The sequence below is a fragment of the Clostridium neonatale genome (genome assembly GCF_001458595.1).
GTDB classification, from domain to species: Bacteria; Bacillota; Clostridia; order Clostridiales; family Clostridiaceae; genus Clostridium; species Clostridium neonatale.
Map to the genome: position 1 here is coordinate 647,931 of NZ_LN890328.1, position 17,265 is coordinate 665,195.

At 27.6% G+C, this 17,265-nt stretch carries 20 protein-coding genes; 14 read left to right on the forward strand and 6 right to left on the reverse strand.

Going from position 1 to position 17,265, the window contains the following annotated elements; translation table 11 throughout:
- Nucleotides 1-66: 66 nt before the first annotated feature.
- Entirely contained in the window at nt 67-1,194 is a 1,128-nt protein-coding gene (locus BN2920_RS10105) for a metallophosphoesterase (RefSeq protein ID WP_058294888.1), read from the forward strand.
- A 133-nt stretch (nt 1,195-1,327) separates the two neighbouring features.
- Here BN2920_RS10105 and BN2920_RS10110 read toward each other — a convergent pair whose 3' ends face one another.
- The 5 genes from BN2920_RS10110 to thiS form a co-directional block, all read right to left on the reverse strand.
- Entirely contained in the window at nt 1,328-1,966 is a 639-nt protein-coding gene (locus BN2920_RS10110) for a thiamine phosphate synthase (RefSeq protein WP_058294889.1), read from the reverse strand.
- Nucleotides 1,959-3,110, reverse strand: coding sequence for a 2-iminoacetate synthase ThiH (gene thiH / locus BN2920_RS10115; RefSeq protein ID WP_058294890.1), 1,152 nt, complete (start codon nt 3,108-3,110; stop codon nt 1,959-1,961). Before thiH ends, BN2920_RS10110 begins: the two co-directional genes overlap by 8 nt.
- Nucleotides 3,111-3,124: 14 nt before the next feature.
- Nucleotides 3,125-3,901: a thiazole synthase gene (locus BN2920_RS10120; RefSeq protein ID WP_058294891.1), complete on the reverse strand. Its 777-nt coding sequence runs from the start codon at nt 3,899-3,901 to the stop codon at nt 3,125-3,127.
- A 104-nt stretch (nt 3,902-4,005) separates the two neighbouring features.
- The gene (gene thiF / locus BN2920_RS10125; protein ID WP_058294892.1) at nt 4,006-4,815 is read right to left on the reverse strand and encodes a sulfur carrier protein ThiS adenylyltransferase ThiF; all 810 of its coding nucleotides are present in this window, start codon (nt 4,813-4,815) and stop codon (nt 4,006-4,008) included.
- Between the two features lies 1 nt (nt 4,816).
- On the reverse strand, nt 4,817-5,014 hold the full coding sequence (gene thiS, locus BN2920_RS10130; protein ID WP_058294893.1) for a sulfur carrier protein ThiS: 198 nt from the start codon (nt 5,012-5,014) through the stop codon (nt 4,817-4,819).
- A gap of 429 nt (nt 5,015-5,443) precedes the next feature.
- Here thiS and BN2920_RS10135 point away from each other — a divergent pair, with 429 nt between their 5' ends.
- The 13 genes from BN2920_RS10135 to BN2920_RS10190 all read left to right on the forward strand — a co-directional run bounded on the left by BN2920_RS10135 (nt 5,444) and on the right by BN2920_RS10190 (nt 15,888).
- Nucleotides 5,444-7,438: a fructose-1,6-bisphosphatase gene (locus BN2920_RS10135; RefSeq protein WP_370468838.1), complete on the forward strand. Its 1,995-nt coding sequence runs from the start codon at nt 5,444-5,446 to the stop codon at nt 7,436-7,438.
- A 98-nt stretch (nt 7,439-7,536) separates the two neighbouring features.
- The gene (locus BN2920_RS10140; protein WP_097919259.1) at nt 7,537-8,118 is read left to right on the forward strand and encodes a hypothetical protein; all 582 of its coding nucleotides are present in this window, start codon (nt 7,537-7,539) and stop codon (nt 8,116-8,118) included.
- Between the two features lie 269 nt (nt 8,119-8,387).
- Complete coding sequence (gene hisS / locus BN2920_RS10145; RefSeq protein WP_058294896.1) at nt 8,388-9,683, forward strand: histidine--tRNA ligase; 1,296 nt, start codon at nt 8,388-8,390, stop codon at nt 9,681-9,683.
- A 283-nt stretch (nt 9,684-9,966) separates the two neighbouring features.
- On the forward strand, nt 9,967-10,149 hold the full coding sequence (locus BN2920_RS10150; RefSeq protein WP_125148408.1) for an ABC transporter ATP-binding protein/permease: 183 nt from the start codon (nt 9,967-9,969) through the stop codon (nt 10,147-10,149).
- A 28-nt stretch (nt 10,150-10,177) separates the two neighbouring features.
- A complete protein-coding gene (locus BN2920_RS10155; RefSeq protein WP_058294898.1) occupies nt 10,178-10,792 on the forward strand; it encodes a class I SAM-dependent methyltransferase in 615 nt (204 codons plus the stop codon).
- A gap of 216 nt (nt 10,793-11,008) precedes the next feature.
- Nucleotides 11,009-11,551, forward strand: coding sequence for an NUDIX hydrolase (locus BN2920_RS10160; protein ID WP_058294899.1), 543 nt, complete (start codon nt 11,009-11,011; stop codon nt 11,549-11,551).
- Between the two features lie 77 nt (nt 11,552-11,628).
- A complete protein-coding gene (locus BN2920_RS10165; protein WP_058294900.1) occupies nt 11,629-12,234 on the forward strand; it encodes a class I SAM-dependent methyltransferase in 606 nt (201 codons plus the stop codon).
- Between the two features lie 52 nt (nt 12,235-12,286).
- Nucleotides 12,287-12,745, forward strand: coding sequence for a GNAT family N-acetyltransferase (locus BN2920_RS10170; protein WP_242868358.1), 459 nt, complete (start codon nt 12,287-12,289; stop codon nt 12,743-12,745).
- 111 nt (nt 12,746-12,856) lie between these two features.
- The gene (locus BN2920_RS10175; protein ID WP_058296893.1) at nt 12,857-13,762 is read left to right on the forward strand and encodes an MBL fold metallo-hydrolase; all 906 of its coding nucleotides are present in this window, start codon (nt 12,857-12,859) and stop codon (nt 13,760-13,762) included.
- A 60-nt stretch (nt 13,763-13,822) separates the two neighbouring features.
- Nucleotides 13,823-14,191 carry a nuclear transport factor 2 family protein gene (locus BN2920_RS10180; protein WP_058296894.1) on the forward strand — a complete coding sequence of 123 codons (369 nt, stop codon included), beginning with the start codon at nt 13,823-13,825 and terminating at the stop codon, nt 14,189-14,191.
- Between the two features lie 12 nt (nt 14,192-14,203).
- Nucleotides 14,204-14,686, forward strand: coding sequence for a cupin domain-containing protein (locus BN2920_RS10185; RefSeq protein ID WP_058294901.1), 483 nt, complete (start codon nt 14,204-14,206; stop codon nt 14,684-14,686).
- A gap of 548 nt (nt 14,687-15,234) precedes the next feature.
- Nucleotides 15,235-15,411 (forward strand): hypothetical protein, encoded by a 177-nt coding sequence (locus BN2920_RS21745; protein WP_172437910.1) that lies wholly within the window; start codon nt 15,235-15,237, stop codon nt 15,409-15,411.
- A 216-nt stretch (nt 15,412-15,627) separates the two neighbouring features.
- Nucleotides 15,628-15,888 carry an IS110 family transposase gene (locus BN2920_RS10190; RefSeq protein WP_058294902.1) on the forward strand — a complete coding sequence of 87 codons (261 nt, stop codon included), beginning with the start codon at nt 15,628-15,630 and terminating at the stop codon, nt 15,886-15,888.
- Here BN2920_RS10190 and BN2920_RS10195 read toward each other — a convergent pair.
- Complete coding sequence (locus BN2920_RS10195) at nt 15,852-17,027, reverse strand: PucR family transcriptional regulator (RefSeq protein WP_058294903.1); 1,176 nt, start codon at nt 17,025-17,027, stop codon at nt 15,852-15,854. The genes BN2920_RS10190 and BN2920_RS10195 overlap by 37 nt on opposite strands.
- Nucleotides 17,028-17,265: the final 238 nt, after the last annotated feature.

Here is a 17,265-nt window from a genome sequence, read left to right on the forward strand (position 1 = left end):
AAGTTTTCTATTTATGATAATATATAATAAAAAATGAAATAGGTGATGTGAGTTTTGGAGTTAATAATGATTATAATAGCATTATTAGTATATTCAATATTAAACTTTTATGTTGGAAAAAGAGTTGTACTATTGCTAACTGCTGTTTTTCCTAAAATAAATAATCTTATATTTTGGATTTTATATATTATGTGTGCATTATGCATATTTATTGGATATGCCGTTCCAAGGTTTAAATTTACTAAGATAGCTAAAATAATAAGCGGATATTATATGAGCACCTTTTTATATCTTTTAATAATTTTTATAGTACTTGATATTATAAGAATAATATTTGGACATACAAAATTTTTTGAAGAAAGCATTTTAAATAATCCTAAAGCTTCGATTATAATTGGTTCCATAATCTTTGTATTAGTAGCAGGGATTATTTTATATGGAAATTATAATGCTAAAAATATTCAAATAGTAAATTATGATGTTAATATAAGTAGAATCTCCAATAATCATAAAGAGTTAAACATAGCTATGATTTCTGATATTCATATTGGAGATATAATTGGATACAGGGAAATTGAAGAAATATCTCAGAAAATAAATGGTTTAAAACCGGATATAGTTTTAATTTCTGGAGATGTATTTGATGGAGATTACTATGCTGTAGAAGATATTGAAAAAATAGAAGATGCATTTAAGAATTTAAATAGTAAATATGGAACTTATGCAGTACTTGGAAATCATGACTCAGGAAGTTCATATGATAAAATGGTTGAGTTTTTTAAGCAGGCAGATATCAAACTTCTTCAGGATGAGTTCCTAGAAATAGATGATGAATTTACAGTTGTAGGAAGAAAGGATATTTCACCAATAGGTGAACAAGGGATTAAAAGAGAAGACATAAATGCTGTGCTTGAAGATGTAAATACAAATAAGCCTATAATAATGCTTGACCATCAGCCATCTAAAATCAATGAAGAAGCAGAAAAAAATATTGATATGATTCTTTGTGGGCATACTCATAAGGGGCAACTATTTCCAGGTAACTTAATTACTAAAAATCTTTTCTTAATAGATTATGGGTATTTAAAGGTTAAAAATACTAATATTATTGTTTCAAGCGGTGTAGGCACATGGGGGCCAAGAATGAGAATTGGCAGTAAGGCAGAAATTGTTAATATTAAGCTTAATTATTAAGAAAAATATTTGATAAGGGATGAGTAGAATATCATTTGTTTAAGTCTTACCATCTTTCAAATTACTGTGTTAATTACATTGCAATTTGAAAGGTGGTAATTTTATTGTACAAATTTGCCATATTAACTATAAATTAAAATGAATCACTAAAACTGTTAAGATATTCATTAGGATTTTTACATTTCATAAGTGAAGACATAAGACAAATTCCATAAGCGCCTGCATTTAAAACGCTTTGTGCATTTGAAGGAGATATTCCACCAATTGCATATACTGGGATGTTGACTGAACTACATACAGATGATAAAAAGCTAAGTCCTCTTGGAGGTAAATCTTTTTTGCAATCTGTAGGAAAGATATGCCCAGCTATAATATAACCTGCTCCTAGTTCTTCTGCTTCTATCGCTTCATCTATAGAATGTATTGAAACACCTACACATTTAAATTTATTAGAAATGTTAGGATGATTCTTAAAAATATTAAATGGTAAATGAATATTGTCACAGTTAAGTTCTTTTGCTGCATTATAATAGGTATGAAGTATACAATCAGTATTATGTATCTTACATATTTTAAAAACTTTTTCAGCAATCTTTTTATAATCAGTTTCACATAAATCTTTTTCTCTAAGAACTATTTTTAGAGAAGACAACATTGAAGATGATTTTTTTAAAGATGAAATTTTTAGATTTGCTGAACAAATTTTTTCTAGTTGTGTAAAAAAGTCATCAGTACATATATGACGATTAGTAATGGCTAATATGTTAAACATAAATATAATCACTCATAACTGGCTGAAGATCATGATTTATAATTGCATCATATACTTCTTGTACATCACGTGAATCTGAAATCTCAAATTGCTCGTCACCTCTTGCTTCCTCACTATGTCCGCCAATAGCAACAGATACACCAGCAGAAATTTTAGTTGCAGCAATACCAATTACATTATCACGGAATCTTGCACATTCACGTGTTGATATTGTAATATTTGAAAATGGCATAAATATTCTATAGGCACAAATTATCTGAAGAAGCTGAGGCTCATGTACATCTTTAGGATTTATTTTATCATTATTTATTATTGGACGAAGACGTGGACATGAGAATGCTATTTCTACATGTGGATATTTACGTTGAAGAAGGTATGCATGAAGTCCAGTTGCAAAAGCATCTTTTCTAAAATCATCAAGTCCTAGAAGTGCAGCAAAACCAACACCTCTCATTCCACCTTTTAATGCACGTTCCTGAGCATTAAATCTATATGGGAAAATACGCTTATGACCAGAAAGATGAAGTGTTTCATATTTATCAGAATTATAAGTTTCTTGAAATACAGTAACATAATCAGCACCACACTCGTGAAGATATGAATATTCATCACTATTAACAGGATAAATTTCAAGTCCAACAACCTTAAAATATTTCCTTGCAAGTTTACAAGCTTCACCTATATATGAAACGTCAGACATGCTTCTGCTTTCTCCAGTAAGGAGAAGTATTTCTTGAAGTCCTGTTTTTGCAATTGTCTCCATTTCTTTTTCAATTTCTTCGCTTGTAAGTTTAGCTCGATTTATTTTATTATGGCAGTTAAAGCCACAATAAATACAATAATTTTCACAATAATTGGCTATGTAAAGTGGAGTAAACATTTGGATTGAATTACCAAAATGTCTGCGAGTTTCTAGTTTTGCGCGCTTTGCTATATCTTCAAGAAGAGGAAGGGCAGCAGGTGACAGTAAAGCTCCAAAATCTTCAACAGAAATAGTCTCTTTTTGAAGGGATGCACGTACGTCATTAGCAGTATATTTGTTGCTATTATAAAAATTCATTTTAGAAATAACTTCATCTAATATATCTGACTCGATAACTTCCATGCCAGACATGTATTTCATATGATCAACACGTTGTTCCATTTATAATTACCTCCTTAATTTTTAAGAAATCCAGTTAGGGGTGATGAGGCACTGGCACCAGCGTCTAGAACACGTCCAAGACCAGAGAGATAAGCACTACGTCCAGCAATTATGGCATTTTTAAATGCTTTCGCCATAAGAGGTATGTTTCCGCTAGTTGCAATTGCAGTATTAGCCATAACAGCAGCAGCACCAATTTCCATTGCTTCACATGCTTGAGAAGGTCGCCCTATGCCTGCATCAACTATAATTGGAAGATCAATTTCATCAATTAATATTTTTATAAAATCACGAGTTGATAAACCTTTGTTTGAACCAATAGGTGCACCAAGCGGCATAATTGCTGAAGCACCAGCGTTGACCATATCTCTTGCAGAGTTAAGATCAGGATACATATAAGGCATGACAATAAATCCTTCTTTAGCAAGAATTTCAGTTGCTTTTAAAGTTTCATAATTATCAGGTAAAAGATATTTTGAATCACGTATAACTTCGATTTTAACAAATTCCCCGCATCCAATTTCACGAGAAAGGCGTGCTATTCTTACAGCCTCTTCAGAAGTTCTAGCTCCAGATGTATTTGGTAATAATGTCACGTTTTTAGGTATATAATCAAGAATATTTGCAGTACCATCTATATTAGCACGTCTTAATGCAAGAGTTATTATTTCAGTGCCTGCATTTTTTACAGCAGCATTAATTAAATCTAATGAATATTTTCCAGATCCCAATATGAATCTTGAATTAAATTCGTGCCCACCAATAATAAGCTTGTCTGTATTATTTTCCATATTTTTATCTCCTATCTTTCATACATAATATTGCACTTTAGGGTTATTTACTTAAACTTTAATTAGATTAAAGTTTAAACTTATGAGATTTTAGTTTAATGTTTTTAAACTTCATAAATTTCGAGTATAAGTCTTAAAATCATATTAGATTCATGGCCTGCGCATATACTTACACGTGGTGCCATAAGTCCACGACCTATCTTTGCACCAGTTTTGTTATCTCCGCATAAATAGAAATTATCTGTTATCTTTTTTGTTTCTATTGTATTGCTGCTTTCATATCCTGCCATTCCAGATGCTGCTACTATTTTTTTTGAAGGAAATTTTTCAAGTAGTGTATTTACAAGCATAGCTTTATTCTTTGGATTATCAAAAGCTTCGCAGATAATATCTTCATCCGAAAATAGTGAAGGTATGTTTTCTTCAGTTACTCGAATAGTATCTAGGGTTACTTTAATAAATGGATTTATTTCTTCAATTTCATTTTTTAAGGCTTCTGTTTTGTACATTCCAAGATGTTTAATTTTATATTGCTGACGATTTAAATTGCTTGGTTCAACAATGTCAAAATCAATCAAATGAAGATGGCCAACTCCAGTTCTAGCTAGATTTATAGCTATATTTGAACCAAGACCACCAAGTCCTGCAATTGCAACTTTAGCAGATTTGACTTTTTCAAATACATGAGGAGTATTCCTAGCACACATTAAGCGTTCAAATTCATCTTTAGAAGGCATTTTGCCTTTTTTAATAAAAAATATTTCATCATTTTCATTAATTGTTACATCATCAGAAGTTTGAAATCCATTTATTATAGTAACTAAATTTTCATTATTTGAATAATGTTTATTACGTAAATTATCAAGAGTTAAAACATCAGTTTCTATAGACTTACCATTGATATAAATTTTCATATCAGCCACCTCCTACAAAACTTACAACTTCTAAATGGTCATCTTCTTTTAAAATTTTTTCTTTATACATGGATTTTGGAATTATTTGACCATTACATTCAACTGCAATAAAAGCAAAAGAATAACCTTCACGACTTAAATAATCATATAAAGTTAAACTATCTGCATCAGTAACTAAATTTCCATTGACATAAATCATAATCACACCTCCTACCGAAAAATGGAAATAAACAAAAAAGTCACATGAAGACCTACACCAATGGTGGTGTACCCCTTCATGTGACCTTTTTGTCAACACTCTAATACATATTATAGCAATTTGATTAGTTAATGTCAAAAAGAACTTGATATAAAAGTAATAAAGTGAGAAAATTAATTATCTGCAAATGCATTATTTAACAATTGTTGAAATAGAATATATTTATTAAATAATAATTTATTTAAAAGATTATAAAACAAAAAGATGTATTTGCATTAATTTTTATTACATTAAATAAGAGGCAAATATATGAAATAGAGTACTTTAGTAAATATATAGTATAATTTATCTTCTGTAAATTAATAAATAGTATATACTAATTGCTATGTTGATAGTATATGGGAGGGGAAAACTATGGAGTTCAAACCAATGTTAAATATAGAAAAAAATGAATTTAAAGATAGAAATCTAATAAAATATTTAGAGCTATTATCTCAAAAATATCCTAATATAGGATCAGCAGCAACAGAAATAATTAATTTAGAGGCAATTTTAAATTTACCTAAAGGAACAGAACATTTTTTAAGTGACATTCATGGAGAGTACGAGCCTTTTATCCATGTATTAAAGAATGGATCAGGAGTTATAAAAAGAAAGATAGAAGATATATTTGGAAAATCCTTAATGGATAGCGAAAAGAAAAGTTTGGCTACATTAGTATATTATCCTGAACAAAAATTGGAGCTAGTAATAAAAGAGGAAAAAAATATATCAAATTGGTATAGAATAACATTGTATAGGCTAATCAAACTATGTAGAAATGTATCTTCTAAATATACAAGATCAAAGGTGAGAAAAGCTTTACCAAGTGAGTTTGCATACGTTATAGAAGAATTACTGCATGAAAATTCTGATGAATATGATAAGAAGAAATATTATGATAGAATAATAACAACAATAATAGATATAGGCAGAGCACGTGATTTTATAATTGCTTTATCAAAAGTTATACAAAGGCTTGTTATTGATAGGCTACACATAATAGGTGATATATATGATAGAGGTCCTAGACCAGATATAATATTAGATACTCTTATGGATTATCATTCAGTTGATATACAATGGGGAAATCATGATATTGTATGGATGGGAGCTGCAGCTGGGCAAAAAGTGTGTATAGCAAATGTCTTAAGAATATCGGCTAGATATTCAAATTTAGATATTATTGAAGATATATATGGAATTAATTTAATTCCATTAGCAACATTTGCAATGAAAAATTATGAAAATGATTCATGCGCTTTTTTCATGTCTAAAAGTAATGATGCAAATTTAAATAGCAAACATGAAAACGAATTAATTGCTAAGATGCATAAGGCAATAACTATTATGCAGTTTAAATTAGAATATGAAGTAATAAAGAGAAGACCAGAATTTCAAATGGAACATAGATTATTATTGAATAAGATAGATTACGATAAAGGAGTAATTGTACTTGATGGGATAGAGTATGAACTAACTGATAAAAATTTCCCAACAATAAAAAAAGAACATCCGTTTAAGCTTACAGAAGAAGAGGAGATTCTTATTGAAAAACTTAAATCGTCATTTGTTAACAGCAATAAGTTACAAAGTCATATTTTATTTCTCTTATCTAAAGGAAGCATATACTTAAAGTATAATTCTAATTTGTTATTTCATGGCTGTATACCATTGAATGAAGATAAGTCATTTAAGACTATGAACATAAATGGAAAGGAATATAGTGGAAGAGAACTTTTAGATAAATTTGAGATTTTAGTTAGAGAAGGCTATTTTAATAAAGAGGATATAGAAAAGAAAGAGTATGGTATGGATATAATGTGGTATTTATGGAATGGATCTAACTCCTCATTATTTGGAAAGGAGAATATGGCAACATTTGAAAGATATTTTATCAAAGATAAATCAATGCATGTTGAAAAAATGAATCCATATTACGATTTTAGAGATGATGAAGAGGTTTGCAATATGATATTAAATGAATTTGGTATATGCTCTAAAGACTCCATAATAATAAATGGACATGTACCAGTAAAAAATATTAAAGGTGAAAGTCCAGTAAAAGCAAATGGGAAGCTAATAGTAATAGATGGAGGATTTGCAAAGGCATATAGAGGTTATACTGGAATAGCAGGATATACGCTAATTTATAATTCATATGGGCTTCAACTTGTAGAGCATGAACCGTTTGATTCAATAGAAAATGCCATATTATATGAGAGAGATATACTTTCTACAACTTTGCTTGTTAAAAAAAGATTAGAAAGAAAAAGGGTTGGAGATACTGATATAGGAATTGGACTTAAAAATCAAATTACAGATCTCAAACTTCTACTTTTAGCATATAGATCAGGAATAATAAATGAAAAGACCACAATATGAACGAAGTTTTACAGGATAAAAATGGATAATTTAGGGGGGAAAACGATACTGAATATGTGATTGTGCTATTTATTTAATATTGAGGGGCGATTTTAGTGATGAAAAAATATTTACTTTTAGTATGTTTAATTATAGTATTGGGATTTGCTATTTTAAGTGGTGGGACTAAATATGCTTATTGGGGATGTGGAATAATAGTTTTGACTTTTTCAGCAATTTTAATAAAAAATATATACACATATAATATAAGCAGAAAGCAGATTTCAGACAATTATATTAATTTAAAAAGGAATAACTTAGCAAATACAATTTCGGCACTATTATTAATTTTATTAAATGCCAATAATGATGTATTGAGTATAAAAAATACGAAAGAACTTGTTTTAATAGTAACATTATATATGACAGTAGGAATGCAACTGCTTATTTCTATATTTTGTATTCCTAAAATATCTACAGAAGGTTTTATTTGTTCTAGCGGAAAGTTTATTGGTTTTAATCAAATAAAGAATATAAAAAGTGAAAGTGGCATGTTTATGAGCTATAAACAGTTAACTGTTCAGTATGAGGAAAGTTCCGAAATATTTAAGGTTCATTCCTTAGATTATGAAAATGTTAAAAAGTGTATATATACATATGGAAATATAGTCATTAAAGAAATTGACAAAAAAGAAAACTAGGTTGAATTACAAAAATATAAGATATATAATAACAATAGATATAAAATGAGGAGGATTATTATGAATATACTTATTATTAACTCAAATTTAATGCATCATCATTACTAGAGACTTGGTTTGCGTAAAGCAGATACAAGTCTATCAGCGTGGGCTTGTATCTCTAGGAATGATAAATTAAGTATAGTCATAATTTATTAAACCATGTGGGTATTTGCCTGCATGGTTTTTTGTTATATAAAAATAATATTAATTTAGGAGTGAAGATTATTATGAATAAAAATTTAATTAAGCCAAGTATATTACCAGGATTCATGGAGCTATTACCAAAAGAACAGCAAAAATTTAATGATATTGTAAATAAGATTTTAGATGTATATGAGAAAAATGGATGTTTGCCAATGGATACACCGATAATAGAAAAAGCAGAAGTACTTCTTGCAAAATCAGGAGGAGAAACAGAAAAACAGGTATATAGATTTCAAAAAGGAAAAAACGATTTAACTTTAAGATTTGATTTGACTGTTCCGTTTGCAAGGTTTACAGCACAATATTACGATAGATTGCAATTTCCTTTTAAAAGGTATCAACTAGGTAAGGTATATAGAGGTGAAAGAAATCAAAAAGGAAGGTATAGAGAATTTTATCAATGTGATGTTGATATAATAGGTAACGGAAAGTTAAGTATATATAATGATGCATATGTCATAAGTTTAGTTTATAAAGCATTCAAAGCAATAAAATTAGAACAATTTAAATTCCAAATAAGCAATAGAAAAATACTGAAGGGAATTTTTAATGAGCTAAAAATAGATAACCAATTAGAAGTTATGATACTAATTGATAAATACGACAAAATAGGAAAATCAAAATTTGAAGAAGAATTAATAGAATTAATTGGTGATAAGAAAAGTGAATTCTTGAATAATATATTGGATACTGATGGAGACAATAATGAAAAAATAGAAAAGCTTTCAAATCTAAATATAAAAGATACTTATTTTATAGATGGAATTTCTGAATTAAAAAAAGTAAAAGAAATGCTGAATACTTTAGATGTAGAAGATGATAAATTTACAATTAATTTAAAAATTATTAGAGGTTTAGATTATTACACTGGAACTGTTTTTGAAACATTATTAACTGACAATGAAAAATATGGATCTATATGCTCTGGAGGAAGATATGATAACTTGGCAGGAAATTATACAGATAAGATATTGCCTGGAGTTGGTATTTCTATAGGCATGACAAGATTATTTTTTATTCTTAAGGAAATAGGATTTATTGATAATTATAATTTAGAAAGCAGCCTTGATTATTTAATTATGCCAATAGGAGATACAATAAATTACTGTGCTAAAATAATGAAAAAGCTAGAGAAAAAAGGATATGGAGCATCTATATATTTTGAAGATGATACATTAAAGAAAAAAATGAATTATGCAGATAAAATAGGTGTTAAATATGTAATACTTGTTGGAGAAGATGAAGTAAAAAGAAATGAAGTAAAAATTAAAAATATGGAATCTGGGAATAATGTTGTAATCGCATATGATGAACTATAGATATATAGAAAATATGTATATTAGCTGATTTAAAATTTATAATTAATAGATTCGATTTTATAGATTTAACTAAGTATATAGTGGAGATAGATTAAAGATAATAAAAGAATTTGGATCTTATATAAATAATTACTGAAAAATTAAAGAAATCGTATTGATGAAAACAAATATGATTTCTTCTACAATAAATAAAAAAATTCCATAAAAATATGAAAAAATGTTAAAATAGATATAGTAAAAAATTGTATTAGATTTTTCAGCAGAAAAAGTGATGAATTCTATTATGGATTTATTAAATGATAAAACAATTATTGTTATAGCGCATAATTTAGATTCGATTAAAAACTTCGATAGAATTATAGCATTAAAAAACGGGGAAATAATTGGACAAGGTACTTTTTATGATTTATTAGAAAATAATTTATATTTTAAAGATCTATATTATTCAAATGTGAAAAGTGAATAGTAAGCAGGTAAAGGGGAGTATTATAAAAATGTATTTTGATGAAGAAGCAGCTAAATGGGATACAGAGACAAGAATAAAACGAGCTAAAATTTTATCAGATGTAATTTCTGAAAAGATTGATTATACAAAGGGATTAACTGCTTTAGAAATAGGATGTGGAACAGGCCTGATTTCATGTAATTTAATTGAGAAATTTAATAAAATATATTGCATGGATATATCTAAAGAAATGCAGCAGATTTTATTAAATAAAATTAAAAAATTTAATATATCTAATATAGAGGTATCTGAAAAAGACTTAATATATTCTGGCAGATTTTATGAAAAGTTTGATGTTGTTTATAGTTCAATGGTTTTTCATCATATTGATGATATTGAATATGAATTAAAGAAAATATATAAATTATTAAAAACTAATGGAGTTGTAATTATTATTGATTTAGATAAAGATGATGGAAGATTTCATGCAGAAGAAAAAGACTTTCATGGACATAATGGATTTGACCGTGATGAATTAAAAGCTTTGATGGAAAAGTATAATTTTAAAAATGTATTCTTTGAAACTGCATATGAAGGAAAGAAAGATATGAAAGATGGAGTATTGGATTATTCATTGTTTTTAGTGATAGGAATGAAGAGATAACTGTTTTGATTCCTATTGCAGGTGAGTTTAAATTATTTGGCCGGGAAGATAAAAATAATAAGCCCAAAAGTTATGTTTTATTTTGAACCGTAACTTTTGGATTTAATATAGAATTAATGAGCTGCATTTTTGAGAAAATAATAATTGAATTCATGTATAATAGCATATTTGAAAAGTACGATAAATTAGAAAGATAATACTTTGGAGGAATTATTAATGGAAATGTTTGATATTGTTGATGAAAATGGAGAACCTACAGGGACTGTAAAGGAAAGGACAAAGGTGCATGAAGATGGGGATTTACATAGAACCTCACATGTATGGATTGTTAGGGATAATAATAAAGGTGGATTAGATGTGTTGCTGCAAAAACGCAGTGAGAGTAAGGATTCTAATCCAGGATGTTATGACATATCATCAGCAGGTCACATTCCAGCAGGATGTGGATATTTGGATTCGGCACTTAGAGAACTTAAAGAAGAGTTGGGAATAGATGCATCTTCAGAAGAATTAGAATTACGCTTGATAAGAAGAATATCATATAGTGATATTTTTCATGGAAAATTATTTAAAGATAATCAGGTAACAAGAGTTTATAAGATGAAGAGAAACGATATTGATATAGAAAAGTTAAATCTTCAGAAGGAAGAAGTTGAAGAGGTAATTTGGATGGATTATGAAGAGTGCATAAAGGCGGTGAAAAATAATACGATAAAACATTGCATTTATTTAGAAGAGTTAGAAAAATTGCTTGATTAAGAAAAGTTCGCTTAAAAGCAAATATTTATATAAAAGAATACTTATATTATAATATTAAGACAGAAGGAGACTAATTTATGATATATAGGCAAACACAATTATATAAGTTTTTAGAATACTGCAATAAAAGTAATATGGAAAAGAAAATATTGGATTGTGGAGCAGGAGGAAATATGCCGCCACTAGGGTTATTTTATAGTGAAGGCTATGAGACTTATGGAATTGAATTAAGTGAAAAACAAATAGAACTTTCAAAAGCTTTTGAAAAAGAACATAATATGAATTTAAATATTAGACAAGGAGATATTAAAAATCTTCCATTTAAAAATAATGAAATACCTTTTATTTATTCTTATGGGACAATATTTCATATGTCAAAAGAGGATGTAAAAAATACTATAAATGAATTTAAGAGAGTACTGAAGAGTGAAGGTTTATGTTTTGTAAGCTTTCTATCTAAAGAAGATGAAAGGTATGGACAAGGTGTTAAGCTAAATGATGATGAATATATTCAAAGAGAATATGGGGAGGATGTAATGCATTCATATTTTGGTATAAATGAGTGTGATACATACTTTGAAGATATGGAGATCATTTATAAGGAAGTTAGATTATTTGAGAGAATATATGAAGGTAAAAAAATAAGACAAGGCTATATTGATTATATTGCACAAAAGAAGTAATAAAAATAATTACTGCTAGAGTATTTATGGAAAGTATTGAAAGGAAATTGGTATGATATCTATAAAAGAAGAACGTATTAATTCGCAAGACGGTATAAAGCTCATAGAGGAGCTATCATGTACTTTAGAAAAAATTACAGGCAATAGTGGAAAAGGCAGCTTTGATTATAATGATATGTTAAACACGAGATCAATATTTGTTATTGCAAGAGATGATAATAAAGCAGTTGGATGTGGTGCATTTAGAGAAATAACAGATGATGTTGCAGAAATTAAAAGAATGTATGCATCAGAAAAAAATCGTGGAATAGGAAAGATGATTTTATTACAGTTAGAAAATAGGGCAAAAGAGTTTGGGTACTTAAAGGTGATTTTAGAAATAAGAAAATGCAATAACAATGCCATAAGATTTTATTTAAGCAATAGATATAAAATTATAGATAATTATGGAAAATATAAAGAAATGTTACAGGCAGTTTGTTTTGAGAAAGTTTTAAATGAAATGCAATAATATATAAATCTAAGTATAATTCTAAAATACTTGCGGTTATACCCCATTTTATACGGATTAAAAAGGAAGTGAATGTTTAGTTATTATTAAGAATTTAACTAAAATATGTGTATGAAAATAAAGAAGATTAAAGGAAACACATTTTGTATAGATACAGGAATGACATATATACCTTTTTATAAAATTAATGATGAAGAAATAATTTTATTAGACTCTGGATGGATAAAGGAAAGAGAGGGCATTGATAAGCTTTTAAAAGAAAATAATTTTAAAGTTGTCGGTATATTATGCAGCCATGCTCACATAGATCATATAGGAAACAATACATATTTAAAGGGAAAATATAATTCAATTATTGCTATGTCATCATATGAAGCTCTTGTTTGTAGCTCAACTGTAAATTTAAAAGTTTATTATAGCAGCCAGACCTTAAGTGAAGTGACCAAGCATTTTGGACATATGGCTTGTGAGACTGACATTATGATTTCAGATGATACAAGCAAAATATATGTATGTGGAATTAAATTTAAAATTATACATACTCCGGGACATAGTCCAGCACATATATGTATTGTTACTCCAGATGATGTTGCTTATTTAGGGGATGCTCTTATAAGTTATGAAGTTATGAAAGGTGCTAAAATGCCATATGCATTTATTCTTAGGGAAGATTTGAAAAGTAAGGTAAAACTTTATGATTTAAAATGCGCTAACTATGTTGTTGCCCATAAGGGAATCTATAAAGATAATGAAATTACCAAACTTATAGATGATAATATAGAATTTTATAAGAAAAGAGCATACAAAATATATGAAATTATTAATGGGAAAATGACCATGGAAGAAATACTAAAAGAAGTAATAAAAGAATTTAATATTCCAGTAAAAACACAATATAAATATTCAACTTTGGAACGAATGCTTAGATCATATGTTGAATATTTAAATGAAACTGGAAGAATAGCGGTTAGCATGGAAGATGGCTTTCTTAAATATTCTAAGTGTGATGAAATTTAAATAAAAAGTAATTAAGCTAATTAGAAATGTATATGAAAAGAGATAAATAAGGTGAGAGGTATGAAACTTATAGAAAGAATACTCCAATTAGAAAAAGATTTGTTGAAATCAGAGGTAAGAAAATCATCACAGAAAATAAATGAAATACTATCAGATGATTTTATTGAATTTTGTAGCAGTGGAAGCATATATCACTATAAGAATGGTGACATATTTCAAGAAAAAGATGATGAGATAGAAAATAATTGGGAGATATTAGACTTTGAAATTAAAGAGTTAAGTGGTAATTATGTATTGGCATTATACAAAGTTATAAAACTTAATGAAAAAGACGAAAACAAAAGATCTTCGATTAGAAGTTCTATATGGAAATTATATGATGGAAAATGGAAAATGATTTTTCATCAAGGAACAAATACTAGAAAATAAGGGAGAGTTTCAATGGATAATGGAAAAGTTACTGTAGTAAATAAAAGTGACATTAAAGTAAAACACAAATCTGAACATGATCCTTATGAATATTATAAATATGAAATAACACAGCAGAATAGTGATAACAGATGCCTTGTAAACATATATGAGATACCACCTCAAAAAGCAAATTATCCATATCATTATCATGTAAATAATGAAGAAATTTTTTATATAATAAGTGGAGAGGGGATTTTAGATACTCCAGAAGGCAAGAAAAAAGTTTCAACAGGAGATACTATAATATGTCCTGCATCAGAAAATACATCACATAGATTATTTAATTCGTCATATACAGATATGCTTGTTTACTTTGAATGTGATACAAATAATTCACCAGATATTATAGGTTATCCAAATTCTAATAAGATTGGAGTAGCTATAAAAGGTAAGGAAAATAGAATTTATAAAAATAATGAAATTGCAGATTACTATGATGGTGAATATAAATAAGGGACGTACAAAGTTTAGTGGATAACAACCGAAATAAAGCATTTATGTGGGCTCGCTTGCTGCAAAAATGAAGCTAAAAATTTAAGCATCAACGATTGTATCTAAAAACGTTTGCTCCGATGCAAGATCGGACAAACAATTTTGGAACAATCATTGATGAAAAATTTTAAAGCTTCATTTTTTGATGCAAGACACCGCCCACACAAATGCTTTATTTCTTTGTTTAATCTAAATTCAGAGTAGTGGTATTATTGTTGCTATACATAAATACATTTTTAAATTAAGGAATAGTTATTTATATATGTTAAAGATTTAAAAGGTTAATATTTTATCATTTTTAAAAAGATATAGATTTATAAATATCAGAATATACATTCTTACGAATTTGCTTATTCTATGATGGTTAAGGTGATTTTTATAGGTGACTTCATAAATTACATCCATTGATTGGAAGATATACTTTAAGGCATAGAATATAAAAAACATTAATCATAATTAAAATAAATTGAGTATATATGATTTTAGAGAAAAACAAAGAAATTCAATATATGAATATGCGTAGTATTGTATTAGAAATTTCAGCTTTTAAATTCTTTGGCAGAGGCTGTTCCAAAATTGTTTGTCCAAAAACTTGCTTTTTGGAGCAAACATTTTTTGGCGCAACCTCTGCCATTAGAATTTGGTACTCTATAAGTGTAGATACAAATCATAAATATATGATTTAACATCTGCACTTATTTTAATTTATAATAAAGGGAGTAATTTGGTATGACGACTTTAGAATTGGGTTTTAACATCCGTAGCTAAAACTGTCAGCCATCCCTTATTATAAAGATTCGATTAAGCAGGTTGAAACCGTACGGCTTTCGTGTAACTAACCAAAATGAATTGTAATAAGTGTGGGTGGATTAAAATTACAATAATTTTTTAGGAGGATTAACATGATTAGTGTTGGAATTGATGTTTCAAAAGGAAAAAGTACAGTATGTATATTGAAAGAATATGGTGAGGTTATTAGTGAACCACATGAAATAAATCATACTGAAGCTGATTTAAAAGCATTAGTTGAATCTATTTCTGAATTAAATGAAGAAACTAGAGTTGTTATGGAAGCGACCGNAAATTTCGGTTATTTCCCACTAAATTCTGATTCTACACAATATATTTATGTTACGTTCAAATTTAACATTTCTTCTATGTAAAATGCCAGCATATAATTGAACTTATCTTTTGGATTATTTAGATCGGTGTTTAATATTTCTTTGATCTTTTTTATTCTATAGTTAATTGTATTTCTATGAGTAAAAGTTTTTTCTGAAACAGCCTGTATGCTGGAATTATTATTTATGTACAGCTTTAATATGTTCAAATAATCAGTTTTATGAATTAAATCATATTCTTTAAGTTTTCCAAGATACTCATTATATAAATCAACTAATATTTCCTTATTATTAATATTAAAAAGAAGTTTATATAATCCAATATCATTATAGTAAACGATACATTTATTATCTTTGATTGCAATATATCTAGCACATTTAGCTTCTTTAAAACTTTTGGGTAATGTGTCTATACCTTTAGAGGATAAGCTAACACCCATATTATTAAAAGATTTTTGATTTTTTAAGTATTCATTAAATAAAACATTAAGGCATTGTGGAATGTCTGTAGCAGATGAGTTGTTAATTATAATAGTTAAATCTTGGTCATTTAATAAAATACTATATTTAAAAGAAAATGAATTAAGTATTTTTTCAATGTTTATTATAAAATATTTAAGTGATATCTCAGAAGTTTTTGAATAAATTGAACTTTCTAATTCTAATGATATTATTGTAAATAATCCATTAAGATCATAACCCTCCTGTTTAAGAGGTGGTTTGAACAAGTTTATATTGTCAGGATAATAAATAGCATTAAAAAATGCACTAGATATGTTGGAGGCAGTTTGCTTTGCATTGATGATTTTATTGCAGTAATCCTGCATTATATCCACTAAATGAATTTCCCAAGGCATTATAAAAAGAGGAAAATTATTTTCATTACAATAGGATATTGTATGATCAGGAATTGTCTTTATATACTGCCCTATATTTATTATTAATCCACATACATGATTCTTTATCAAACCTTTAATTAAATTATCAAGCCAGTCATTATTTTTTGAGCCAATTCCAGTAGTTACAATCAGTTCATTTCCGCGTATGAAATTTATTGTAGATTCATCTTCCATAAAATGAAACCAGCTGACTACATTGTCAATTCCACTTTCTCCAGCAATCAATTTTAATTTATATTTATTTTTTGTTTCATAATATAAACTTTTTAATGTAATTGACATAATGCATTCTCCTAAAAAATAATAATAAGTATATTTGTGCTTATAGCACTAAAAATATAAAAATATTTATGCTATATAACATAGAGAGTTGATAATGTTAGTGCTAAGATTATTATAACAATAAATACTATATTGTGGTAATAAAAATAAAATAATTTTGGACAAAGGCGTTCTAGAGTGGATATAAGAATGCCTTTATTTTTATACCATTATTTAAGAAATAATTTAATAATTAATG

Bases quoted from the DNA above. Each gene is read 5' to 3' on its own strand.
- BN2920_RS10105 (WP_058294888.1), top strand. From the start codon at position 67: ATGATTATAATAGCATTATTAGTATATTCAATATTAAACTTTTATGTT.
- BN2920_RS10110 (WP_058294889.1), bottom strand. From the start codon at position 1,966: ATGTTTAACATATTAGCCATTACTAATCGTCATATATGTACTGATGAC.
- thiH (WP_058294890.1), bottom strand. From the start codon at position 3,110: ATGGAACAACGTGTTGATCATATGAAATACATGTCTGGCATGGAAGTT.
- BN2920_RS10120 (WP_058294891.1), bottom strand. From the start codon at position 3,901: ATGGAAAATAATACAGACAAGCTTATTATTGGTGGGCACGAATTTAAT.
- thiF (WP_058294892.1), bottom strand. From the start codon at position 4,815: ATGAAAATTTATATCAATGGTAAGTCTATAGAAACTGATGTTTTAACT.
- thiS (WP_058294893.1), bottom strand. From the start codon at position 5,014: ATGATTTATGTCAATGGAAATTTAGTTACTGATGCAGATAGTTTAACT.
- BN2920_RS10135 (WP_370468838.1), top strand. From the start codon at position 5,444: ATGTTAAATATAGAAAAAAATGAATTTAAAGATAGAAATCTAATAAAA.
- BN2920_RS10140 (WP_097919259.1), top strand. From the start codon at position 7,537: ATGAAAAAATATTTACTTTTAGTATGTTTAATTATAGTATTGGGATTT.
- hisS (WP_058294896.1), top strand. From the start codon at position 8,388: ATGAATAAAAATTTAATTAAGCCAAGTATATTACCAGGATTCATGGAG.
- BN2920_RS10150 (WP_125148408.1), top strand. From the start codon at position 9,967: ATGGATTTATTAAATGATAAAACAATTATTGTTATAGCGCATAATTTA.
- BN2920_RS10155 (WP_058294898.1), top strand. From the start codon at position 10,178: ATGTATTTTGATGAAGAAGCAGCTAAATGGGATACAGAGACAAGAATA.
- BN2920_RS10160 (WP_058294899.1), top strand. From the start codon at position 11,009: ATGGAAATGTTTGATATTGTTGATGAAAATGGAGAACCTACAGGGACT.
- BN2920_RS10165 (WP_058294900.1), top strand. From the start codon at position 11,629: ATGATATATAGGCAAACACAATTATATAAGTTTTTAGAATACTGCAAT.
- BN2920_RS10170 (WP_242868358.1), top strand. From the start codon at position 12,287: ATGATATCTATAAAAGAAGAACGTATTAATTCGCAAGACGGTATAAAG.
- BN2920_RS10175 (WP_058296893.1), top strand. From the start codon at position 12,857: ATGAAAATAAAGAAGATTAAAGGAAACACATTTTGTATAGATACAGGA.
- BN2920_RS10180 (WP_058296894.1), top strand. From the start codon at position 13,823: ATGAAACTTATAGAAAGAATACTCCAATTAGAAAAAGATTTGTTGAAA.
- BN2920_RS10185 (WP_058294901.1), top strand. From the start codon at position 14,204: ATGGATAATGGAAAAGTTACTGTAGTAAATAAAAGTGACATTAAAGTA.
- BN2920_RS21745 (WP_172437910.1), top strand. From the start codon at position 15,235: ATGAATATGCGTAGTATTGTATTAGAAATTTCAGCTTTTAAATTCTTT.
- BN2920_RS10195 (WP_058294903.1), bottom strand. From the start codon at position 17,027: ATGTCAATTACATTAAAAAGTTTATATTATGAAACAAAAAATAAATAT.